Source organism: Gordonia sp. (in: high G+C Gram-positive bacteria), from assembly GCF_012515855.1.
Lineage (GTDB): Bacteria > Actinomycetota > Actinomycetes > Mycobacteriales > Mycobacteriaceae > Gordonia.
In genome coordinates, this window is the sequence record NZ_JAAYXO010000069.1 from 20126 (window position 1) to 43554 (window position 23429).

Annotated in this window: 18 protein-coding genes and 2 riboswitches; of the genes, 7 read left to right on the forward strand and 11 right to left on the reverse strand. The window is 70.8% G+C overall.

Going from position 1 to position 23429, the window contains the following annotated elements; all coding sequences use genetic code 11:
- Window positions 1-10: 10 nt before the first annotated feature.
- Both GX543_RS04745 and GX543_RS04750 read right to left on the reverse strand, forming a co-directional pair.
- The gene (locus GX543_RS04745) at window positions 11-790 is read right to left on the reverse strand and encodes a site-2 protease family protein (protein ID WP_290850166.1); all 780 of its coding nucleotides are present in this window, start codon (window positions 788-790) and stop codon (window positions 11-13) included.
- Window positions 787-1413: a hypothetical protein gene (locus GX543_RS04750; protein WP_290850198.1), complete on the reverse strand. Its 627-nt coding sequence runs from the start codon at window positions 1411-1413 to the stop codon at window positions 787-789. Before GX543_RS04750 ends, GX543_RS04745 begins: the two co-directional genes overlap by 4 nt.
- Before the next feature lie 89 nt (window positions 1414-1502).
- On the opposite strand from GX543_RS04750, the gene GX543_RS04755 reads away from it, so the two are divergent.
- From GX543_RS04755 to GX543_RS04785, 7 genes are all read left to right on the forward strand, one after another.
- Window positions 1503-2789, forward strand: coding sequence for an adenylosuccinate synthase (locus GX543_RS04755; protein ID WP_290850168.1), 1287 nt, complete (start codon window positions 1503-1505; stop codon window positions 2787-2789).
- A gap of 32 nt (window positions 2790-2821) precedes the next feature.
- Window positions 2822-4366, forward strand: coding sequence for an adenylate/guanylate cyclase domain-containing protein (locus GX543_RS04760; RefSeq protein WP_290850170.1), 1545 nt, complete (start codon window positions 2822-2824; stop codon window positions 4364-4366).
- Window positions 4367-4505: 139 nt separating this feature from the next.
- Window positions 4506-6119 (forward strand): formate-dependent phosphoribosylglycinamide formyltransferase, encoded by a 1614-nt coding sequence (gene purT, locus GX543_RS04765; protein WP_290850172.1) that lies wholly within the window; start codon window positions 4506-4508, stop codon window positions 6117-6119.
- 22 nt (window positions 6120-6141) lie between these two features.
- Window positions 6142-6338: riboswitch (cobalamin riboswitch) on the forward strand.
- A 21-nt stretch (window positions 6339-6359) separates the two neighbouring features.
- Window positions 6360-9965, forward strand: coding sequence for a cobaltochelatase subunit CobN (gene cobN, locus GX543_RS04770; RefSeq protein WP_290850174.1), 3606 nt, complete (start codon window positions 6360-6362; stop codon window positions 9963-9965).
- The gene (gene cobF, locus GX543_RS04775) at window positions 9958-10746 is read left to right on the forward strand and encodes a precorrin-6A synthase (deacetylating) (RefSeq protein ID WP_290850176.1); all 789 of its coding nucleotides are present in this window, start codon (window positions 9958-9960) and stop codon (window positions 10744-10746) included. The genes cobN and cobF overlap by 8 nt, the downstream gene beginning before the upstream one ends.
- 1 nt (window position 10747) lies before the next feature.
- A complete protein-coding gene (locus GX543_RS04780; RefSeq protein ID WP_290850177.1) occupies window positions 10748-12172 on the forward strand; it encodes a cobyric acid synthase in 1425 nt (474 codons plus the stop codon).
- Window positions 12169-12894 (forward strand): cobalt-precorrin-6A reductase, encoded by a 726-nt coding sequence (locus GX543_RS04785; protein WP_290850179.1) that lies wholly within the window; start codon window positions 12169-12171, stop codon window positions 12892-12894. The genes GX543_RS04780 and GX543_RS04785 overlap by 4 nt, the downstream gene beginning before the upstream one ends.
- A 157-nt stretch (window positions 12895-13051) precedes the next feature.
- Here the strand turns inward: GX543_RS04785 and GX543_RS04790 are convergent, their stop codons facing one another.
- From GX543_RS04790 to GX543_RS04830, 9 genes are all read right to left on the reverse strand, one after another.
- Window positions 13052-14395, reverse strand: a complete 1344-nt coding sequence (locus GX543_RS04790; RefSeq protein ID WP_290850180.1) for a cobyrinate a,c-diamide synthase — start codon at window positions 14393-14395, stop codon at window positions 13052-13054.
- A 377-nt stretch (window positions 14396-14772) separates the two neighbouring features.
- Window positions 14773-15387, reverse strand: coding sequence for a cob(I)yrinic acid a,c-diamide adenosyltransferase (gene cobO, locus GX543_RS04795; RefSeq protein WP_290850182.1), 615 nt, complete (start codon window positions 15385-15387; stop codon window positions 14773-14775).
- Window positions 15387-17564, reverse strand: a complete 2178-nt coding sequence (locus tag GX543_RS04800) for a VWA domain-containing protein (protein ID WP_290850184.1) — start codon at window positions 17562-17564, stop codon at window positions 15387-15389. The genes cobO and GX543_RS04800 overlap by 1 nt, the downstream gene beginning before the upstream one ends.
- Complete coding sequence (locus GX543_RS04805; RefSeq protein ID WP_290850186.1) at window positions 17561-18316, reverse strand: SAM-dependent methyltransferase; 756 nt, start codon at window positions 18314-18316, stop codon at window positions 17561-17563. The genes GX543_RS04800 and GX543_RS04805 overlap by 4 nt, the downstream gene beginning before the upstream one ends.
- Entirely contained in the window at window positions 18313-19536 is a 1224-nt protein-coding gene (cbiE, locus tag GX543_RS04810) for a precorrin-6y C5,15-methyltransferase (decarboxylating) subunit CbiE (RefSeq protein ID WP_290850188.1), read from the reverse strand. The genes GX543_RS04805 and cbiE overlap by 4 nt, the downstream gene beginning before the upstream one ends.
- Window positions 19533-21092, reverse strand: a complete 1560-nt coding sequence (cobJ, locus tag GX543_RS04815) for a precorrin-3B C(17)-methyltransferase (protein WP_290850190.1) — start codon at window positions 21090-21092, stop codon at window positions 19533-19535. Before cobJ ends, cbiE begins: the two co-directional genes overlap by 4 nt.
- On the reverse strand, window positions 21089-21751 hold the full coding sequence (locus GX543_RS04820; RefSeq protein WP_290850192.1) for a precorrin-8X methylmutase: 663 nt from the start codon (window positions 21749-21751) through the stop codon (window positions 21089-21091). The genes cobJ and GX543_RS04820 overlap by 4 nt, the downstream gene beginning before the upstream one ends.
- The gene (locus GX543_RS04825; protein ID WP_290850193.1) at window positions 21748-22587 is read right to left on the reverse strand and encodes a nitrite reductase; all 840 of its coding nucleotides are present in this window, start codon (window positions 22585-22587) and stop codon (window positions 21748-21750) included. The genes GX543_RS04820 and GX543_RS04825 overlap by 4 nt, the downstream gene beginning before the upstream one ends.
- Before the next feature lie 54 nt (window positions 22588-22641).
- A riboswitch (cobalamin riboswitch) is annotated at window positions 22642-22851 on the reverse strand.
- Between the two features lie 145 nt (window positions 22852-22996).
- A partial coding sequence (locus tag GX543_RS04830) for an iron chelate uptake ABC transporter family permease subunit (protein ID WP_290850194.1) occupies window positions 22997-23429 on the reverse strand: 433 nt, incomplete at its 5' end.

Below are 23429 nucleotides of genomic sequence, written 5' to 3' on the forward strand. Positions count from 1 at the left end.
GGCGCTCAGACTACAGCCAGAACGCGAACAGACCGATGCCGTAGCTGACGAACCCCGGGTCGACGCCGAACAATTCGAACACGGCGTAGACCACCGAGAAGAAGGCCCGGTTGAGGGCCGGAATGAACAGCAGAACGAACACCGCCAGGAAGCCGAACGGCGCGATCTTGGCTGCGGTCAGTCGTGTCTGGAACGACAGGTAGGGCTCGATGGCGCCGTAGCCGTCGAATCCCGGTATCGGGATGATGTTCAGCAGCGTCGCGGTCAGCTGCAGGAAGGCCAGTGCGGCGGTCGCGGCCCAGAGGTTGAGATTGCTTCGGGTCGGGTCCGTGAGCCAGAGCGCTACCAGCAGGCCGAGGCCCAGGACCAGGTTGGTGGCGGGCCCGGCGAGCGAGACCTTGGTGCGCTGAGCCGGGGTGAATCCGTCGGTGTTCAGGTAGACCGCGCCGCCGGGGAAGCCGATGCCGCCCATCGCGACGATCAGCAGCGGCAGCGCGATCGACAGGGCGGCGTGCGTGTACTTCCGCGGATCCAGGGTCAGGTAGCCGCGGACCTCCACCGAGCGGTCGCCGTAGCGGAACGCGGTGAAGGCGTGCGCGAACTCGTGCAGGGCCAGTGAGATGATCCAGCCGCTGAGCACGAACAGCAGTGCGCCGACGATGGCGAGCCCGCTGCGGTCCGATCCGGTGGTGAAGAGCAGGTATCCGCCCGCGGCGAAGGCTGCGCACAGGCCGAGGAACACCGGGCCGGGACGGACCGACTTGAGTGCTGCGGTGGTCGGGGTGGTCACGGGATCACCAGGTTCCAGTCGATGTGATGGCGGTAGAAGGTAGAGCGTTTCACCACACGGTCGGTCAGCTCGCCCTCGCGCTCGACGGTGATGTTGGTGCCGCCGGTCTGGACTGCGCGTCCGACCTTCCAGCCGCCGGGAAGGCGGCGAATGAGCCTGCCGCGGACGCCGGGCTCCACGGTCAGCGGTTCGATCTCGACGCCGCGCGCGTGGCCGTCGAAGATGACCTGGGAGTCGGCGATGCATTCGCCGTGCAGCTTCTCGCCACCTGAGCCGAGATGCCGGGCGCGTCCGACGAGCACGGTCGCGGCGTCGTCGCGGATCAGCGGGATCGTCTGTGCCGTACCGGTTTCGGCGAGACGCGTGGCCGCGTCGCCGTGCGGCAGCCCGAAGTTCTTGGTGGCGGCGGTGGCGTGCGGCGCCGCGTAGGCGATCTCCAGATCGAGCCGCTCGAGCTTCATCACGGCGGCGACCACGCGTGCGAAGAAGGCGTCGGGCGTCATGGGGCCATCGGCCCCCGGAGCGACGATCAACCGCGTCACCGACGCGTCGGACAGCAGGCCCGCGACACGACGGGCGAGGGCGGTCGGACGGTCGTCGTCGGGGCCGACGGTGATCAGCAGAGAGGACACGCTGTCGAGGATATACAAGGCGGGGGCCAACATTCTGACCGTGACCCAGTAGGGTAGGCACGTTAGGAGGAGCACCTGATATGGCTGCGATTGTGCTCATCGGCGCCCAGTGGGGCGACGAAGGCAAGGGCAAGGCGACGGATCTACTGGGCGGGAAGCTTCAGTGGGTGGTTCGCTACCAAGGCGGAAACAATGCGGGACACACGGTCGTCCTGCCGAACGGCGAGCAGTTCGCACTGCACCTGATTCCCTCCGGAATCTTGACGCCCGGCGTCAACAACGTCATCGGCAACGGCGTCGTCGTCGACCCGAGCGTTCTGCTCACCGAACTCAAGGGGCTGGAGGATCGCGGCGTCGACACCACGTCGCTGATGATCTCCGCCGACGCGCATCTGCTGATGCCGTACCACGTGGCGATCGACAAGGTCACCGAGCGATTCCTCGGCAACAGCAAGATCGGCACCACCGGTCGCGGCATCGGCCCGTGCTACCAGGACAAGATCGCCCGCGTGGGCGTTCGCGTCGCCGACGTGCTCGACGAGAAGATCCTCACCCACAAGGTGGAGGCGGCGCTCGAGGTCAAGAACCAGATCCTCACCAAGATCTACAACCGCAAGGGTCTCGACCCGCAGCAGGTGGTCGACGAGACTCTCGAGTTGGCCGAGGGCTTCAAGCACCGCATCGCCGACACCCAGCTGCTGCTGAACCAGGCGCTCGAGCGCGGCGAGACGGTCCTGCTGGAAGGCTCGCAGGGCACCCTGCTGGACGTCGACCACGGCACGTACCCGTACGTGACGTCGTCGAACCCGACGGCGGGCGGCGCTTCGGTGGGTGCGGGCATCGGTCCCACCAAGATCACCACCGTGCTCGGCATCCTCAAGGCGTACACCACGCGGGTCGGTGAGGGCCCGTTCCCCACCGAGCTCTTCGACGAGTGGGGCGAGTACCTCGCCAACACCGGCGGCGAGGTGGGCGTGACCACCGGTCGTGCCCGTCGCTGCGGTTGGTTCGACGCCGTGATCGCGCGCTACGCGACCCGCGTCAACGGCATCACCGACTACTTCCTGACCAAGCTCGACGTGCTGTCGAGCCTGGAAGAGGTCCCGATCTGCGTGGCCTACGAGGTCGACGGCGAGCGGGTCGAGGAATGGCCGATGACGCAGACCGGCATCCACCACGCGAAGCCGATCTACGAGACCATGCCCGGTTGGTCGGAGGACATCTCCGGCTGCCGTGAATTCGACGAACTGCCGAAGAACGCACAGAACTACATCCACCGTCTCGAGGAACTGTCGGGTGCGCGGATGTCGTGCATCGGCGTCGGCCCCGGCCGCGACCAGACGATCGTTCGACACGAGATCGTCTGATCTGACGCCTCTGGCAAGGAGACCCGGACGCAATGAGCCGTAGTCGTGGTTTGAGCCGTGACTACGGCTCAATGCTGTTGGGGCCCGTCGACGAGGACGTCCGCAGGCAGCGGATCCGGATTCAGCTGCTGCTGACGTCGACGATCGTGATCGCACAGGTGATCGGGATCGGCATCGTGATCACCCTCGCGCTGGTGGGGATCCCGGAGCCGTCGTTTCTCCGGAGAGACCTGGTGTGGGTCAATTTTCTGGCCATTCCGCTGTACATCACCGGTGCGCTGGTCTTCGGCGTGATCATCGGCACCGTGATGACGGTGCGGTCGCTGAAGTGGGCGATGCGCGATCAGGTCCCGACGCGGCAGGACGTGAAGCGCACGGTGTGGGCGCGGAGACGTCTCACCGCCCTGCAGGGTCTGCTGTGGGCGGGCGCCGCGGTGATGCTCGGCATCTGGTACGGCGTGGTGGACGTGACGTTGATTCCGAAGGTGGTGCTCATCGTTCTGATGAGCGGCATGGTCGTGATCGCGATCGTCAATCTCTTCCTCGACGTGCTGCTGCGCCCGGTGTACGCGAAGATCATGCAGGCCGGCTACCGCGTGCGCGGCAGTTCTGTGCGCTCGCGGGCGCTGAATGCGTGGCTGGTCGGGACCGGTGTGCCGTTGAGTGGCATCCTCGCGCTCGTCCTGTTCGCGTGGATCGGCGAGCGGGTCTCGATCACCGGGCTGTTCATTTCGGTGACGGTGCTGGTGGCGGTGGCCTTCGGCGTCGGACTGCTGGCGATGTTCCTGTTCGCATGGGACATCGCCGGGCCCATCCGCAACGTTCAGGCGGGGATGGGCAAGGTGCGCGGCGGTGACGTCAGTCGCGACGTCGATCTCGTGGTGTACGACGCGTCCGAACTCGGCGAACTGCAACTCGGCTTCAACTCGATGGTCGCCGGACTGCGTGAGCAGGAGCGGATGCGCGACATCTTCGGACGTCACGTCGGCCGCGACGTCGCCGCCGCCGCGCTGCGCCACGACCCCGAGCTCGGCGGCGCCGAGCGGACCGTCGCGGTGATCTTCGTCGACGTGATCGGCTCCACCACGCTCGCGACGCAGCGGACACCGACCGAGGTGGTCGATGTCCTCAATCGCTTCTTCCAGGTGATCGTCGAGGCAGTCGAGGGCCACGACGGCCTGGTCAACAAGTTCGAAGGCGACGCCGTGCTCGCCATCTTCGGTGCGCCGCTGGAACTCGACGATCCGGCCGGGGCCGCCCTGGCCGCGTCGCGCGAGATCGCTGATCGACTGGTGACCGAGGTCCCGGAGTTGGAGGCGGGAATCGGGGTCGGGTACGGCAACGTCGTCGCCGGAAACGTCGGCGCCATCCAGCGATTCGAGTACACCGTCATCGGCGACCCGGTCAATGAGAGTGCCCGGCTGTCGGAGGTGGCGAAGCAGGAGCCGCGTCTGCCCTTCGCGTCGGAGCGGGCCGTGGCGGCCGCGGAGCTGGAGGAGTCGTCGCGCTGGCAGGAGCGCAGTGCCGTCGTGCTGCGTGGACGCAGCGAGAGCACGACGATCTTCACGCCGCGTTAGCGCTGGGCGGCCCAGTGCACTTGCTCCGTACATCGTGACCGCCGGCGGGTAACGATCTACGGAGCAGTGCCTCACGGCGTCATTCGGCCGAGCGAGCGTTGTCCGGGGGTACACAGGTGATCCCCGTAGAATCGTCCGCATGGTTGCAAAGGTGATCGGGACTCCGCTGAGTCCGACCGCAGTGAAGGTGTTGCTCCTCGGGTCAGGCGAACTCGGCAAGGAGGTGACGATCGCGCTGCAGCGGCTCGGTGTCGAGGTGGTGGCCGTCGACCGCTACGCCGACGCCCCCGCGCACCAGGTGGCGCACCACGCCGAGGTGATAGACATGACCGACGCGCAGCAGGTGCGCGCCGTCATCGACAAGCACCAGCCGGATTACGTGCTCCCGGAGATCGAGGCCATCGCGACCGACGCACTGGAGACGGTGGAAGCCGAAGGCATCGCCGAGGTGATCCCGAGCGCCAAGGCGGTCTCGGCCACGCTCGACCGCGAACGCATCCGGCGGCTGGCCGACGAGCAGCTCGGGGTGCCGACCTCGCCCTATCTGTTCGCCGGGTCGCTCGAGGAGATGCGCGCCGCGGTCGGGAGCATCGGGTACCCGTGCGTGGTGAAGCCGGTGATGTCGTCGTCGGGCAAGGGGCAGTCGGTGGTCCGCGGCCCGGAGGATGTCGACGGCGCGTGGGAGCTCGCGCGCACCGGTGCTCGCGTCAACAACGACCGGGTGATCGTCGAAGGTTTCGTCGACTTCGACTACGAGATCACCCTGCTGACGGTGCGCGCCGTCGATCCGAACACCGGCGCGCTGGCCACCTACTTCTGCGATCCGATCGGCCACCGACAGGTGGACGGCGACTATGTCGAGAGCTGGCAGCCGCAGCCGATGAGTCCGGCCGCTTACGACATCTCGCGGTCGATCGCGGCGCGCGTGGTGAACGCGATGGGCGACGGAAAGCTCGGCGGTCGCGGCGTCTTCGGCGTCGAACTGTTCGTGAAGGGCGACGAGGTCTACTTCTCCGAGGTGAGCCCTCGCCCGCACGACACCGGTCTGGTGACCCTGGTGTCGCAGCGGCTGTCGGAGTTCGAGCTGCATGCACGTGCGGTGCTGGGGCTGCCGGTCACGACCGCGACGCGGGGGCCGGCTGCCTCCGCGGTGATCTACGGCCAGCACGAGGACAAGGGCATCGCTTTCGGGGGAGTCGCCGAGGCACTCGCCGACCCGGACGTCGACCTGCGCCTGTTCGGCAAGCCCGAGAGTTACGCCCGCCGTCGCGTCGGTGTGGCGGTCGCGACCGCGTCGAACATCGATGAGGCGCGCCAGAAGGCCACGCGCGCGGCCGGACTGGTGAAGCCACTGCGGTCGGATCACCAGGACCGTGGCGAACCGACCGAGATCAAGCCCATCCCGGACACGGCGAGCTCGCCCGCCGACGACGCGTCGACCGAGATGCTGAACGTGAGCGCGATGCAGGCCGGGACTCGGGTCCACAACCTTCCGCCGCAGCCCGCCCCCGGCAATGCGCCCCAGCAGGCACGACCGCCAGCTAGTCAGCCCACCATGCCCCGCCCGCCCATGCCACCCGGACCGCAGCAGCGTCCGGGCCCGATGGCAGCTCCGGGACAGCGTGGTCCCAGCGGACCGGGCGGTCAGCGCCCCGCCGGACCGCCGCCGCCTCATCAGGGGTTCCCGCCCCCGGGGCCGCAGGGTCCGGCTCCGCAGGGCCCGCCGCCCCAGGGCCCGACTCCGCAGCGGTGACCTGCCGCTTGCGGTGATTCTGCTAGTTTGACTCTGCCGTGGTGTTCGGGAAGCCGGTTCGATGCCGGCGCGGCCCTCGCCACTGTAACCGCTGAGAAGGCGGTCCTCGCGTGCGTGCTCTCGGGCGTGCACGGACCACTGGGCATTCGTGTCTGGGAAGGTCGACCGCCCTTCGTCGACGCGGAAGCCAGGAGACCGGCCACGGCGTAATGGTTCCACGAGGGTTTTGGAGAACTCACCATGCGCCTTGCGCTTTTGTCGACGTCGGACACCGACCTGATCTCGGCGCGCGCCAGCGGCGCCGACTACCGGTGGGCCAACCCCTCCCGGTTGACCCCGGAAGAACTCGGCGCCGCCGCGGCCGACGCCGAACTCACCGTGCTGCGGCTCCTCGGCTCCGTGCACGAGTACGCCGATGAGCTCAACGCCGTCCGCGCCGCGGGGACACCCGTCGTCGTCCTCGGCGGCGAGCAGACCCCCAACGCCGAGCTGATGTCGGCGTCCACCGTCGCGACCGGCGTCGCTGCCGACGCCCACCGCTACCTCGCCGAAGGCGGACCGGCCAACCTCCGCCAGCTGCACGCCTTCCTCTGCGACACGGTGCTGCTGACCGGCGAGGGCTTCGAGCCGCCGCGGCCGATCCCGGCGTGGGGCTTCCTGGACCGGCCGAACAGCCCCGTAGGCGACCGCGCGCGCGTCGGCGTCGTCTACTACCGCGCCCACCACGCCAGCGGCAACACCGACTTCGTCCACGGCCTGTGCGACGCGATCGAGGCCGCGGGGGCCGCGGCGGCGCCGATCTTCGCCGGGTCGCTGCGTACCGCATCGGACGAGTTGTACGACGCCCTCGGCACCCTCGACGCGCTGGTCGTCACGGTCCTCGCGGCCGGCGGCAGCACGCCCGCGACGGCGAGCGCAGGGCAGGACGACGAGGCGTGGGACGTCGAGCGGATGGCCGCGCTGAACATCCCGGTGCTGCAGGGACTGTGCCTCACCAGCAGTCGCGCCGAGTGGGAGGCGTCCGACGACGGCGTCAGCCCGATCGACTACGCCAGCCAGGTGGCGATCCCGGAGTTCGACGGGCGGATCATCACCGTCCCGTTCTCGTTCAAGGAGATCGACCGGGACGGGCTCCCGCAGTACGTCGCCGACCCCGAGCGCGCGGCGCGCGTCGCCGGGATCGCGGTGAACCACGCGCGGTTGCGTCGCACCCCGAACGCCGACAAGCGAATCGCCGTGATGCTGAGCGCGTACCCCACCAAGCACGCGCGGATCGGCAACGCCGTGGGCCTCGACACCCCGGTCAGCGCGGTGCGCGTGCTCCGTGAGATGCGCGCGCAGGGCTATCACCTCGGTGACCGCAATCAGGTTGTCGAGATCCTCGACCGCGCGGACGCCACCGGCGACGACACCGAGGCCGGCGACGCCCTGATCCACGCGCTCATCGCCGCGGGCGGCCAGGACGAGGAGTGGCTCACCAACGCCCAGCTCAGCGATGCGCACGTGCGGGTCACCAAGGCGCAGTACGACCGCTGGACCGCCGACGTCTCCGACGAGCTCCGCGCGAGCATGGTCCAGGCGTGGGGACCGTCGCCCGGCACCCTCTTCGTCAACGACGCCGGTGAGATCGTCCTCGCCACCCTGCGCGCAGGGAACGTCGTCGTGATGATCCAGCCGCCCCGCGGCTTCGGCGAGAACCCGGTGGCGATCTACCACGACCCCGACCTCGCGCCGAGCCATCACTATCTGGCCGCCTACCGCTGGGTGGCGCACGGATTCGCCGCGCACGCCGTCGTCCACCTTGGTAAACACGGGTCGATGGAATGGCTGCCGGGCAAGAACGCGGCGTTGTCGTCGGCGTGCGCCACCGACGCGGCGATCGCCGACCTGCCGTTGATCTACCCGTTCCTGGTGAACGATCCCGGTGAGGGCGCGCAGGCCAAGCGTCGCGCGCACGCCACCATCGTCGACCATCTGGTGCCGCCGATGGCGCGAGCCGAATCGTACGGCGACATCGCTCGGCTGGAGGGCCTGCTGGAGGAGTACGACCGCATCAGCGCGATGGATCCCGGCAAGCTCGCGGCCATCCGCGGCGAGATCTGGCAGTTGATGCACGCCGCCGAGATGCACCGCGACCTCGGGCTCGACGAGCGGCCCGACGACGAGGCGTTCGACGACTTCCTGCTGCACGTCGACGGCTGGCTCTGCGAGATCAAGGATGCGCAGATCCGCGACGGACTGCACGTGCTCGGACAGGCACCCGAGGGGCAAGCGCGCGTGAACCTGGTCCTGGCGATTCTCCGTGCCTCGCAGATGTGGGCCGGGCAGCACGGCGCCGTCCCCGGACTGCGGACCGCGCTGGCCGGCGGAGACGTCGCGGATCTGCCGCTGCCGCAACTCGATCACCTCGAAGCGCAGGCGCGCGAGCTGATCGAGGCGATGGATAAGGCCGGATGGGAGGCGGCCGACGCCGCGCGCCTGCACCACGATCCGCAGGTGCAGGCGGTCCTGGAGTTCGCCGCGACCCAGGTGGTGCCGCGACTGAACAGCACCGTCGACGAACTCGACGCGCTGATGGGGGCGCTGTCGGGCGGGTTCGTCCGCTCCGGCCCGTCCGGCTCGCCGCTGCGCGGACTGGTCAACGTGCTGCCGACCGGCCGCAACTTCTACACCGTCGACCCGCGGGCGGTGCCGTCGCGGCTGGCGTGGGAGACCGGGCAGGCGATGGCCGACTCGCTGCTGGCGCGCTACCTCGAGGAGGAGGGCGAGTATCCCGACTCGGTGGGCCTGTCGGTGTGGGGCACCTCGGCCATGCGCACGGCGGGCGACGACATCGCCGAGGTTCTGGCGCTGCTGGGCGTCCGACCGGAATGGGACGAGGCGTCGCGTCGCGTCCGCGAACTGACGGTGGTGCCGATGGCCGAACTGGGCCGCCCGCGCATCGATGTCACCGTCCGCATCTCCGGGTTCTTCCGCGACGCCTTCCCGCACGTGGTCGCGATGCTCGACGACGCCGTCCGGATGGTCGCCGACCTCGACGAGCCCGCCGAGGTGAACTTCGTTCGCAAGCACGCGCTGGCCGACGTCGCCGAGCACGGCGACCGGCGGCGCGCCACCACCCGCATCTTCGGTTCCAAGCCGGGATCGTACGGCGCGGGCATCCTGCAGGCTGTCGAAGCCGGTTCGTGGCGCGACGATCACGACCTCGCCGAGGTCTACACCGCGTGGGGCGGCTTCGCCTACGGCCGCGACCTGGACGGCGTCCCGGCGGCGGACGACATGCGCGCCAACTATCGACGCATCCGGGTGGCGGCCAAGAACATCGACACCCGCGAGCACGACATCGCCGACAGCGACGATTACTTCCAGTACCACGGTGGCATGATCGCCACGGTCCGCGCGCTGACCGGCGGCGACCCGAAAGCGTACGTCGGCGACTCCACCTCGCCGGACGCCGTCCGCACCCGCACCCTGCAGGAGGAGACCAACCGCGTCTTCCGCGCCCGCGTGGTGAACCCGCGGTGGATCACCGCGATGCAGCGCCACGGCTACAAGGGCGCGTTCGAGCTCGCGGCCACCGTCGACTATCTCTTCGGGTTCGACGCCACCGCGGGCGTGGTGCACGACTGGATGTACGAGTCGCTGGCCCGCGAGTACGTCCTCGACGAGACCAACCAGGCGTTCCTCAAGAAGTCGAACCCGTGGGCGCTCCGCGGGATCGTCGAGCGTCTGCACGAGGCGGCGTCGCGCGGCCTGTGGGAGGCGCCGGACGCCGACACCCTGGCACGGATGCAGCAGGTGTATCTCGACGTGGAGGGCGATCTGGAGGATGGCGCGGATGCCTGAGCCACGTCGCCTCCGGATCATCGGCGTCGGCCCCGGCGACCCGGAGCAGGTGACCGTCGAGGCGGTCGCGGCCATACGGTCGGTCGACTACTTTCTCGTCGTCGACAAGACCGGGGTGACCGGTGCGGGACCCGATCCGCTGTTCGCCGCCCGGGAGCGGCTGCTGGCGCGCTATCTCGAGGGGTCGCCGACGATCGTGCGTGTCGTCGACGCGCCGCGGGAGCGACGTGCGGCATTCACCGGGACCGACGAGCAGTACCGGGATGCGGTGGCTGACTGGCACCGGGCTCGGGTGGCGAAGTACGTCGACGCGCTGACCTCCCGCGCGGGCGACGTGGGTTTCCTGGTGTGGGGCGACCCCGCGTTCTACGACTCCACCATTCGGATCGTCGACCAGATCGCCGAACTGCTGCCGGTGGAGGTCGATGTGATTCCGGGGATCTCGTCGCTGCAGGTGTTGGCCGCTCGGCACCGCCTGGTGCTCCACGAGGTGGGCCGACCGCTGCACGTCACCACCGGGCGGGCGCTCGGCGAGGCCGTCGCCGTCGGGCACGACAACCTGGTTGTGATGCTGAACCGCGACGTGGCGCCGCCCGAGCTCGACGACTGGCAGATCTGGTGGGGCGGCAACCTGGGGACCGCCAACGAGCGGCTGGTCGCGGGTCGGGTCGGCGAGGTGCGCACCGAGATCGACGCCGCGCGGACAAGGCTGCGGGAGACCGCGGGCTGGATGATGGACGTCTACCTGCTGCGACGCGAGCGTCCGGGACGAGGTGCCTGAGATGTCGGCGCTGCTGATCGCGGGCACCACGTCCGACGCGGGCAAGTCGGTGGTCACCACTGGGCTGTGCCGCGCACTGGTCCGGCGAGGGATCCGGGTGGCGCCGTACAAGGCGCAGAACATGTCGAACAACTCGATGGTCGTGCCGTTGGGCTCGCCTGGAGACGGCGAGTTCGGCGAGATCGGACGCGCGCAGTGGGTCCAGGCGCTGGCCGCGCGCGCCGAACCCGAAGTCGCGATGAACCCGGTCCTGCTGAAACCCGGCGGCGACCGCCGCAGCCACGTGATCCGGATGGGCCGACCCGACGGGGCGGTGTCGTCGCGCGACTTCGTCGACGGTCGTCGGCACCTGGCGCAGACAGCCTTCGCCGCGTTCGACGACCTCCGCGGTCGGTACGACCTGGTGATCGCCGAGGGTGCGGGCAGTCCCGCCGAGATCAACCTGCGTGCGGGCGACTACGTGAACATGGGCCTCGCGCGGCACGGCGACATCCCGACGATCGTGGTCGGCGACATCGACCGCGGCGGCTGGTTCGCCGCCAGCTACGGCACCCTCGCGCTCCTTGACAGCGACGACCGGCGGCTCATCCGCGGGTTCGTCGCCAACAAGTTCCGCGGCGACGTGACCCTGCTGCAGCCCGGCCTCGACGAGCTGGAGCGGCGGACCGGTCGACCCACGTTCGGGGTGCTGCCGTGGCACCCCGACCTGTGGCTCGATTCTGAGGACTCCCTGGACCTGGACGGTCGCCGCTCGACGACGGACGGCGCGAGAACCGTCGCCGTGGTGCGCCTGCCGCGGATCAGCAACCTGACCGATGTCGATGCTCTCGGTCTGGAACCGGACCTCGACGTGCGGTTCGTCGCCGACGCCGCACGGATCGCCGAGGCCGACCTGGTGGTGCTGCCGGGGACCCGAGCGACCCTGGCAGACCTGGCGTGGCTGCGCGAGCGCGGCTTCGATCGGGCGATCGTCGAGCACGTTCGTTCCGGCCGACCGGTGCTCGGCATCTGCGGCGGATGCCAGATGCTGGGGCGCACGATCGTCGATCCCGAAGGCGTCGAAGGCGAGGTCGGAGCGGCGGCCGAGGGACTCGGCCTGCTCGACGTCGACACCGTCTTCGGCGCGGAGAAGACCGTCCGACGCAGCGGGACCACCGGGTACGAGATCCACCACGGGACCGTGTCGGGGGACGGCGCGGGGCGCGATGGATGGGTCGCCGCGCGGCGGTCGCGTGTCGTCGGCACCATGATTCATGGCTCGCTCGAGGACGACGCGATCCGTTCCGGGTATCTGACCGACGCGCTGGGAGTGTCGTCGGCGGCGTCGTTCGCGGCCGCGCGCGAGCGTCGACTCGACGTGCTCGGCGACCTCGTCGAGGATCATCTGGACGTCGACGCCCTGCTGGCGATCGCGGGACCGACATGACCGTGCTGATCCTCGGCGGCACCGCCGAGGCCCGGGCACTCGCCGCCGAGCTGGTGTCGGCGGGACTGGCCGTGACCACGTCGTTGGCCGGCCGCGTCCAGCGTCCGCGGCTGCCGGTGGGCGAGGTGCGGATCGGTGGCTTCGGGGGCGTCGACGGGCTGCGGCGGGCACTCGCCGAGTACGACGCCGTCGTCGACGCGACCCATCCGTTCGCGGCGGGAATCAGCCGGAATGCTGCCGCGGCGTGTGCCGCGGAGGGCACGCCGCTGCTCCGGCTGGCGCGTCCGGGGTGGGAGTCGCGGAGCCAGCCGTCATGGTACTGGGTCGACACCCACGAGGAGGCGGCGTCGACGGCGGCGAGTCTCGGCTCCCGGCCGTTCCTGACGATCGGTCGACAGGAACTGGCCAGGTTCATCCCAGCCCTGGCGGAGACTGACGTCTTGGCGCGGGTGGTCGACCCGCCGGAGGCGGCGCTGCCCGAATGCTGGACGCTGCTGCTGGATCGCGGCCCCTACGATCTCGACGGCGAACTCGCGGTGATCCGCGATCACGCCGCCGACGTGCTGGTCACGAAGGACTCCGGCGGCGCCTACACCTGGCCCAAGATGGAAGCCGCCGCGGCGCACGGCATTCCGGTGGTCGTCGTCCGCCGCCCGCCCTCGCCCGAGGGCGTGGAGACCGTCGACGCCGCCGCAGCTTGGGTGTTCTCCCAGATCGGCTGAGTGCTGAGCGACCCCCACGTTGGTCGAGTGCCCGCCCCCAGGTTGGTCGCGAGCCACCCCACGTTGGTCGAGTGCCCGACTGGGAGCGGAGCGAGCAATCGGGTGTATCGAGACCGAGTCAGGCTGGGCCCCAACAGCTTCAGCTGCCGGTGCCCGCCTACCCGCGCACCGCTGCCGCGAAGCGGGCCGCGAGCTGCGGGTACCCGGCCCAATGCGTGTGCAGATACGAGGCGTGGAGCGTGGCGTCGGCGAAGCCGACCGGCTCTCGGTCGATGAACCACGCCGGGGAACGGCCGGTGCCGGGAACGACCACCGTCCGGTGGAACTCGTGACCGGTGACGCGTTCGCCGGCACTGGTGAGCAGGGTGTTCTCGGTGGCGATGGCTTCCGGGTAGCGCAGGGTGAGGCGGTCGGACATCCGGGCGTCGGCGTCGAGCACGCCGGCCATCGGGCGGTCGTCGAGCGTCCGGCAGAGATACAAGAGTCCCGCGCATTCGGCGACGGTCGGTAGACCGTCGGTCACCGCGTCGCAGATCTCCGCGCGCAGGGCAGCATTGTCCGCGAGCGCGACCGCGTGCTCTTCCGGAAAGCCGCCGCCTAAGTACAGTCCCGCCGCGGCGTCGGGGAGCGCGGTGTCGTTGGCGGGGTCGAACTCGACGGGTTCACAGCCCGCGGCACGCAGCAGTTCGACGGTTTCGGCGTAGCGGAAGGTGAAGGCGCGGCCGGCCGCGATCGCGACGACGGGGCGGTGCTCCGGCGTGGCGACGTGGGCCTCGCCCAGCGCGACGGCGGGATCCCACGGTGCGCCGTCCAACTCCGCTGCGCTGCGGGCGATGTCGAGGACGGCGTCGAGGTCCACATGCTGCGGCACCACGTCGGCGAGGCGGTCGACGACGGCGGCGGACTCGTCGCGCTCGGCGGCCGTCACCAGCCCGAGATGGCGAGACGGGGTCACCAGGTCGGGGTCGCGCGGAATCACCCCCAGGACGGGCAGGCCGACGGCGTCGCGGATCTCGTCGATCTGACGTGCGGATCCGGCGCGATTGAGGATGACGCCCGCGACACCGATCCGGGGATCCCAGGTGGCCATGCCGTGGACGATCGCGCCTATCGAGCGAGAGGCTCGCGCGACGTCGACCACCAGGATCACCGGGGTTCGCGTGAGCGTTGCGACGTGCGCGGTGGACGCGTAGCCCTGCGTCCCGATCCGGCCGTCGAACAGGCCCATCACGCCCTCGATCACTGCGATGTCCGCTCCGCGGGCGCCGTGCTGGAGGAGGGGGACGATCTGGTGGTCGCCCACCAGGTGGGGGTCGAGGTTGCGGCCCGGTCGACCGGAGGCCAGGGAATGGTAGCCGGGGTCGATGTAGTCCGGCCCGACCTTGTGACCGCTGACCTCGTGGCCCGCTCGACGCAGGGCCGCCATCAGCCCGGTCGCGACGGTCGTCTTGCCCTGCCCCGTGCCGGGTGCGGCGATGATGATTCGCGGCAGCGGGGTCATGGGTGCTCCGTTCTGGGGTGAGGGAGGGGTGTTTGTTGTCGGGGGCGTTCCCCTTTGGTGGTCGAGTGCCGCTGCGTGCGGAGTCCGCATCGGTGTATCGAGACCGGTTGTGTGGTTGGGGGTCTCGATACAATCCGGGCTCGCTTCGCTCGCTGCGGGTTACTCGACCAGCGTAGGGAGGGGTGTTCGTTGTCGGGGGTGTTCCCGAGGCTGGTCGTGCCGCTGCGAGCGGAGCAAGCTCCCTTGGTGGTCGAGTGCCGCTGCGAGCGGAGCCCGCATCGGTGTATCGAGACCGGTTGTGTGGCTGCGGGTCTCGATACAATCCGGGCTCGCTTCGCTCGCTGCGGGTACTCGACCATCGTAGGGGGAACCCGCGGTCACCACTCGATGCCTCGTTGGCCCTTCTGGCCGGCGTCCATCGGGTGCTTGATCTTCGTCATCTCGGTCACTAGATCGGCGGCTTCGAGGAGGCGCGGATCGGCGTCGCGGCCAGTGATGATCACGTGCTGACGGCCGGGGCGGTTCTGGAGAGTCTCGACGACGTCGTCGACGTCGACCCAACCCCACTTCATCGGGTAGGTGAACTCGTCGAGGACGTAGAGGTCGTGCTCCTGCGCGGCCAGGCGACGTTTGATCTCCGACCATCCCTCGGCGGCTGCGGCGGCGTGATCGTCCTCGGTGCCGTCCTTGCGACTCCACGACCATCCCGAGCCCATCTTGTGCCAGGCGACGGGGCCGCCCTCGCCGGTCTCGCGGTGCAGCTCGCCGAGCCGTTCGAGCACCGTCTGCTCGCCGATGCGCCACTTGGCCGACTTCACGAACTGGAAGACGCCGATGTCGAAACCGGAGTTCCAACCGCGGAGGGCGAGCCCGAAGGCGGCGGTCGACTTCCCCTTGCCGGGACCGGTGTGCACCATGATCAGCGGTCGATTGCGACGCTGCCGGGTGGTGAGACCGTCGTCGGGAATCTCCAGTGGCTGTCCCTTGGGCATCAGGCTGCTCCTCTGCCGAGTGTGGCGTTGCGGGTGGCTTCGACGAGGTCGCCGGCACTCACATCGCCGACCTCCAGATACTCGGCGCCCAGATGGCGGGCGAGTTCGGCGGCGAGGCCGAGCCGCAGGGGCCCGGACTCGCAGTCGATCACAACAGCGGCGACACCGAGTCCGGCGAGGTGCCCGGCGGCTTCGCGCGAGCGGGCCACGGCGTCGGCGCCGGCCGTCGCACGACCATCGGTGACGATCACCAAGAGTGGTCGACGCCGCGCATCCCGGATCCGCTCCACCGCGATCACCTCGGCGGCCTTCACCAGTCCCTCGGCCAGCGGCGTCCGACCGCCGGCGGGCAACTCGGCGAGCCGGGCGGCGGCGACGTCGACCGAACTGGTCGGCGGCAGCGCGAGATCGGCGGCACTGCCGCGGAAGGTCACCAGGCCGACCTTGTCGCGACGCTGGTAGGCGTCCAGCAGCAGGCTCAGGACGGCGGTCTTGACCTGTGCCATCCGCCGCCGGGCGGCCATCGAACCGGACGCGTCGACGCAGAACAGCACCAGGTTCGACTCCCGGCCCTCGTATTCGGCGCGACGCAGATCGGCGGGTTCGATGAGGAGTCGACCCGCGGTCCGACCGCGGCGGTGCTGGTGGGGGATCGCGCTGCGAATGGTCTCGACCAGGTGCGGTGCGCCTGTGGTGGCGGCGGGGTCGGCGCCCACCCGGCGGCCCGACGACGTCCGTGCTCGACTGCGACGACCGGCGGTTCCGGCGCCGGTCCCGGCGACCGTGAAGAGGCGGGTGCGGTAGGGGGCGCCGGCTTGGATCGTGGTGGTTGCGTCGGTGCCCGCGGCGGTTTCGACACGGTCCTCGGCTAGCGCCTCGGACCGGCTCAACCAGCGAGGAGGGACGTCGGTGGCGTCGGGGGTCGAGCGTGGAGGGACGTCGGCGGAATCGGGGGTCGAGCGAGGTGGGACGTCGGCGGAATCGGGGGTCGAGCGAGGTGGGACGTCGGCGGTGTCGGGGGTCGAGCGAGGTGGGACGTCGGTGGTGTCGGGGGTCGAGCGAGGTGGGACGTCGGGGGTCGAGCGTGGAGGGGCGTCGGCCGTCGTCCCGTCAGGTGCGTCGGTGGTCGAGTGTGCGGGTGCGTCTGGGGCAGCGGTCGGGGGCGCGTCGTCGGCTCCATCGTCGGAACTATCGCCGCCGTCGGGACCTCCGCCCTCCGGCGGGTCCGGTGGCAGGTCGTCGTCGCCGAGCACCCGGTCGAGGAGGTCCTCGTCGAGGCCGGGGGCGTCGAACGGATTGCGCCGACGGCGGTGCGGCAGGGCGAGGCGAGCGGCGACGCGGATGTCGTCGATCGTGACACCGGTGCGACCGCACCAGGCCGCATGCGCGACCGCCGTCCGCGCGGTCACGATGTCGGCGCGGAGTCCGTCGACGTCGAACGCCGCGCAGACCTCGGCGATCTTGAGCAGCGCGGCCGACGACAGCTGAACCTGCGGCAGCAACTGCTGCGCGGCCAGGATGCGGGCGCGCAGCGCGGCCTCGGAGTCGGCGTAGCGGGCGGTGAAGCCCGCGGGGTCGGCGTCGAAGGCCATTCGGCGCCGGACTACTGCGGCGCGCAGTGGCGCCTCCCGCGGCGCGGCGACCTCGACGGTGAGGCCGAAGCGGTCGAGGAGCTGGGGCCGCAGCTCACCCTCCTCCGGGTTCATCGTGCCGACCAGGACGAACCGGGCGTCGTGCGACATCGAGATGCCGTCGCGTTCGACGGTCGCCCGACCCATGGCGGCGGCATCGAGCAGCAGGTCGACGAGGTGGTCGTGCAGAAGGTTCACCTCGTCGACGTAGAGGATGCCGCGGTGGGCCTTCGCGAGCAGACCCGGCTGGTACCGCGCCTTGCCTTCGCCGAGCGCGGCCTCGAGGTCGATGGATCCGACCACCCGGTCCTCGGTGGCGCCGACGGGAAGCTCGACGAGGGGGACCGGGGCGTCGTCGAGCGGCGGCAGCACGGCGGCCAGGGCCCGCACGATGGTCGACTTCGCGGTGCCCTTCTCACCGCGCACCAGGACGCCGCCCACGGCGGGCGAGATGGCGGTGAGCAGCAGTGCGAGTGCCATCGGCTGCGGGTCGTCGAGGGCGTCGGCGCCCACGACGGCGGTGAACGGATAGTGCGGAGCGGTCATCGGCGCGTCCTTTCTGCGGAGTACAGATACGATTCGCCGCCGGTGGTGCGGGCGGCCAAGGCCGGTCCCACCAGAATCACGGCGGCCTGTCTGAGCTCGGCGGCCTCGACCGCGTCGGCGATCGGCTGTGCGCCGCCGATGGTGCCGCGGACCACCACCTCGTCCGGCTGCGACGCCCGGTAGACGACGACCACCGGGCAGTCGGCGCCGTAGTGCGGTGCGAGTCGCGTCATCAGGTCGCGGGTTCGGGTGATCGCCAGATGCAGGACCAGCGTCGACCCGGTCGCGGCGAAAGCCTCGAGACTCTCCCGGTCGGGCATCGCCGTCGACCGTGCCTGCGTGCGGGTCAGGACCACCGACTGTGCCACCAGCGGCACCGTCAGCTCCTGACCGATCCGCGCGGCCGCCGCGGCGTACGACGGCACGCCCGGCGTCACGTCCCACCGCACCCCGGCGGCGTCGAGGCGTCGGGTCTGCTCGTGCAGCGCCGAATAGAGCGACGGATCGCCCGAGGTGAGGCGCACGACGTCGTGGCCGGCGGCGTCGGCGTCGACCATCGTCGCGGTGATCACGTCGAGGTCCAGTCGCGCGGTGTCGACGAGATGTGCGTCGTCGTGGCAGTGGCTCAGCACCTCGGCGTCGAGGTAGGTGCCCGGATACAGCACGGTCCGGGCGTCGGCCAGCAGGCGGGCGGCGCGCAGCGTGAGGAGGTCGGCGGCGCCGGGACCGGCGCCCACGAAGTGAACGGTCATCTGCGGTCTCCCGACTTGATCCATGACCACTGGGTGACGGCGCGGGCGGGCTGCCAGCCGTGAAAACGGCCGCCGAGCGGTGCGGCGTGCTCCACCGACAGCCGGGTCAGCTCGCCGCCGTGCGTGCGGAACGCTGCCAGTAGCAATTCCTCGGTTTCGAAGGTGACGCCGTGCACCACCAGCCGACCACCCGGCGGCAGGGCGGCGCGGCATCGGTCCAGCAGTCCCGGGGCGGTGGCGCCGCCGCCGATGAAGATCGCGTCCGGTGCGGGCAGGTCGACGAGGGCGTCGGGGGCTCGGCCGGTGACGAGCCGCAGTCGTGGAACCCCGAAGCGGGCGGCGTTGCGCGCGATTCGCGCGGCGCGTTCCGGGTGGTGTTCGACGGCGATCGCCGCGGTGGTCGGATGGGCGCGCAGCCATTCGATCGCCACGGATCCGGCGCCCGCGCCGACGTCCCACAGCAGCCCGCCGGGGCGCGGCGCCAGGCGTGCCAGGGCGCTCGCCCGCTGGTCGCGTTTGGTGAGCTGGCCGTCGTGCTCGAAGGCGTCGTCGGGCAGGCCGGTCGCCCAGCTGACGTCGCCGCCGGCATCGCCGAGCACTTCGATCGCGAGGACGTGCAGGCGGGGCATGTCGCCGGACGGCCCGTCGACCGCCCGAAACTCCGACCGCGATTCGGCAGCCGAACCGAGGTCGCCGAGCACAGCTATTCGGGAGGCGCCGAAGCCGTGGCCGGCGAGGATGACGGCGACGGCGGCGGGCGTGGACTCGTCCGACGACAGCACCAGGATCCGGGCGTTCGGTGCCAGCTCGCGGCGCAGCGCATCGGGGTCCCGGCCGACCAGCGTGACGACGGTGGTCGACTCCGCCGGCCACCGCATCCGCGACCGCGCCAACGACACCGACGACACCGCGGGGATCGACTCGAGGCGTTCGCCGAGCAGTTCGGCCAGCACGGTTCCGATGCCAGAGACGAAGGGATCGCCCGAGGCCAGCGCCACCACTCGGCGGTCGGCGACCTCGGCGAGCAGTGCGGCGAGGCCGTCGACGAGCGGGCTGGGCCAGGGACGTCGGTCCTGGCCGTCGACCGGCGGCACCAGGGCCAGGTGGCGCGGTCCGCCGAGCACCACGTCGGCGTCGATGATGCGGTGGCGAACGTCGGCGCCGAGACCGTCCCAGCCGGCGGCGCCGATGCCGATCACCGTCACCGGAGGGCGGGTCACGGCGTCACCATCGCAGCCACCGATCGCGGGGTCCACGCCTTGCCCGCGGCGGTGACGCGCGTCGACGTCGCGCCGATGATGAGCAGGCACTTCATGTCGATCCGGTGGGCGTCGAGGTCACCGAGGGTGGTGACGGTCAACGACTCCTCGGTCCGGCCGATGTCTCGGCCGACGATCACCACGGTGTCGGGGGAGCGATGCTCCAGCAGCACGGCGCGGGCGTCGACGATCTGGTCGCGCCGCGACCGGGAGGCGGGGTTGTAAATGCCGAGCACCAGGTCGGCCTCGGCGATCGCCCGCAGGCGCCGGGCGATCACATCCCACGGCTTCAGCCGGTCGGACAGGCTCAGCACCGCGAAATCGGCGCCGATCGGCGCGCCCGCGCGGGCGGCGACGGCCTGGATCGCGGTGACGCCGGGCAGCACGCGGACCGGGACGTCGGCGAACTCCGGGTCGTCGGCGGCCTCGAACACGGCGGCCGCCATCCCGAAGACGCCTGCGTCGCCGCCGGAGACGACGGCCACGCGTTCGCCGTCGCGCGCCAGCTGCAGCGCATGCCGGGCGCGGTCGACCTCGACGGTGTTCCCCGACGCATGACGCTTCAGCCCGGGCCGCTGGGGAACGCGGTCGACGTACGGTGCGTAGCCGATGACGTGCTCCACCTCGGCGAGTGCCGTCGACGCTTCGGGGGTCAACCAATCGGCGGGGCCGGGTCCGAGGCCCACCACCAGCAGTTCGCTCGTGGATCGCTCGAGTGGGGGCGGCGTCGGAATTGAGCTCGGCGCAGGTGCGACGTCACGGCCGTCGCGCATCCGGCCGGGCCGGTCTGCGTGGAGCGCGTCGCCCGGCACGACGATCAGCGAGAAGTAGGGAACGGTCGCCGGGTCCACCTCGGCTACCGGTCGCCACTCCTGCTCCGGCATCGACGCGCGCTCGACGTACCACGCCCCGTCGAGGCGGCCGGCGGCATGCAGGGCGCGACGCACGGCGGGGAAGGTGCGACCGAGCTTCATGATCACCGCGCCGTCGGTGTCGGCGAGGCGACGTGCCAACTCCGGTTCGGGGAGGGTGCCCGCGAGCACGGTGAGGACGTCGTCCTGCCGCACCAGCGGGGTGCCGAGCGCGGCGGTCGCGGCGGCGTACGCGGGAACGCCGGGGACCACTTCGGTCGGGTAGTCGGGCGAGAGCCGGTCGTGCAGGTACATCGCCGAGCCGTAGAACAGCGGATCGCCTTCGGCCAGCAGCGCGATGCTCCGCCCGGCGTCGAGGTGGGCGGTCATCCGTGCCGCGGACTGCTCGTAGAAGTCGGCGAGGGCCCCGACGTAACCGCCGGGGTGGTCGGTGGTTCCGGTGGTCACCGGGTAGCGGAGCTCTTCTTCGATCACGCCGTCCGGGAACAGGTCGGCAGCGATGCGTCGCGCGTGCGACGACTTCCGGACACCCGCGTGATAGGCGACGACGTCGGCCTCGCCGATCAGTCGGGCGGCCTTGCGGGTGATGAGGTCGGGGTCACCGGGGCCGAGACCGACGATCGAGAACTGTCCGAGGGCGCTCATTCGGCCTCCTGGGCCAGGGCGTTGACCGCGGCCGAGGTGACCGCGGAACCGCCGCGGCGACCGCGGACGGTGACGAAGGGGATGTCGATGCCGTGCTCGTCGGCGAAGACGGCGAGCGCCTCCTTCGACTCGGCCGCGCCGATGAAGCCCACCGGGCAGCCGATGATCGCGGCCGGCCGCGGGGCGCCGGCCAGCAGCATCTCGAGGAGGTGGAACAGGGCGGTCGGTGCGTTGCCGATGGCCACCACGGCGCCGTCGAGCATCGGCTCCCACAGTGACACCGCGGCGGCGGTGCGGGTGGTGTGCCACTTCTCGGCGAGGTCGGGCACGCGGGGATCGCTGAGCAGGCAGTGCACCGGGTTGTCGGCGGGCAGTCGGCCGGCGGTGATGCCGCGCGCCACCATCTGGGTGTCGGCGAGAATCGGCCGCCCACGTGTCAGCGCCGCGCGACCATCGACGAGCAGCCGGGGATGGATCACGAGGTCGTCCACGAGGTCGGTCTGGCCGCTGGCGTGGATCATCCGCACGGCCAGCTTCTCGGCGTCGGCGGGGACGTCGCAAAGATCGGACTCGGCGCGGATGGTCGCGAACGACCGGACGTAGATGTCGGCGCCGACGGTGACGTAGTCGTAGGCGCGGGGCGGTTGCGAGAGCGTCATGCGGTGGCCTTCGGGATCAGGACGCCGTGCCAGGGGGTCAGCACGACGTGGTCGGTGGCGGCCCAGGCCGCGATGAGGTCGCGCGCAAGACCGCCGTGGGCGTCGAGATGGAGGCCGCCGGGGACGCGCCCGTACGGCAGCGGCGGCGAGCAGACGCCGCCGGTGAGGTCGGCCGTGGCGCCGCTCAGCGGATGAGGAAGTTCGTTCACATGCCACGCGGCGTCGCGCCCGGTCCCGCGGTGCGCCAGGAAGCGACGGGCCAGGCGAGTGAGGGCGGTGGGAGAGTCGGCCAGCGGGAGCACCACGCTCGGCACACCGCCGACGCGCAGCTGGCACAGGTTGTCGTCGAGCGCTACCAGCCCGAGGTCGAGGTGGCGGTCGTGCAGGTCGCCGCGACCGTCGTCGAGGGTGAACAGGAAGCGGCCGGGCAGGTCGCTCAGGCGCGAGTCGGTGAGGAGGCGTCGGTCGAGTTCGCGGGCCGCCGGCCGCACGTCGGCGAGCCCACCGGACAGTCCGGTCTGCGGGGAGACGAGGATGTTGCGGACCAGGTCGTGGCTGCGGGACGGCAACAGACCGGTCGTCTCGATCGCGGCGACGACGTCGGCGGGCAGGGCGCCGTCGACCAGGGGAAGCGCGCGCAGCTGCAGGTTCGCTCGGCCGGTGACCCGGACCAGGCCGTCGCCGTACTGCTGGGCCACCTCGGCCAAGCCGATGAGCGCTCGGACGGACACCTGACCGCCGGGGATTCTGATTCGAGTGAGTGCGCCGTCGTCAGCGAGCCACGGGCGCAGGACGCCGGGACACCTGTCCCGACGCGAACGCGTCGAGTTCGACACTGCAATCCTTGAGGTCAGGGGGTTGCTGCGCGTCGCCCCGAAATTGACCTCGCGGCTTTCACCGCAAGGGCCAGCAGGTCTTCGGACTCGGGGTCATCCGGGTCGGAACGCCTTCCCGGGGCCGTGCCCCAGTGGCTGCGCGAGTCGTCCTCGCGTCGTGCTCCGCCCGTCACCCATACCGCTGCGCGTCAGTCCCGGATTCGCACCGGGTTCCCTGACCGTCCGCTGTTACACGGAAGGTCGACTGGCAACCCGAAGGTTAGCAGTTCCCACGTTGGTCGCGCGCCGCCGCGTGTGGAGCAGTCCCCAAGGTGGTCGAGTGCCGCTGCGGCGCGGAGCCCGCATCGGTTCATCGAGACCGGTCGTGAGTGGTGTTGGGGTGGTTGTGGTCTCGATACCGGTCGAGCGCTCAGACCGACGACTTCCGTGCCGCCTGCACGATCAGAAACACCAGGAACGGTCCGCCGACCGCCGAGGTGACGACGCCGATGGGCAGGCCGCCCGGGAGGACGCCGCGGCAGATGATGTCGGCCAGGAGGACCATGCACGCACCGACGATCCCGGAGAACGCCGGGGTCGGCTGCGCGGTGCGAGCCAGACGCACGGCGATCTGCGGGGCAACGAGGCCGACGAACGCGACCGGTCCGGCCGCGGAGACCGCGAGCGAGGCGACGACCACGGCGACGATCAGGGTGCCGTACGTGACGACGCCGAGTCGCACGCCGAGGCCGCGCGCAATGTCGGGTCCCAAGCCGCTCACGGTGAGTTGGCGTGCGATGAAGGCGGTCCAGCCCAGGCCGACGACGGTGGCAATCACACCGGTCCGACCGAACTCCAGCCGG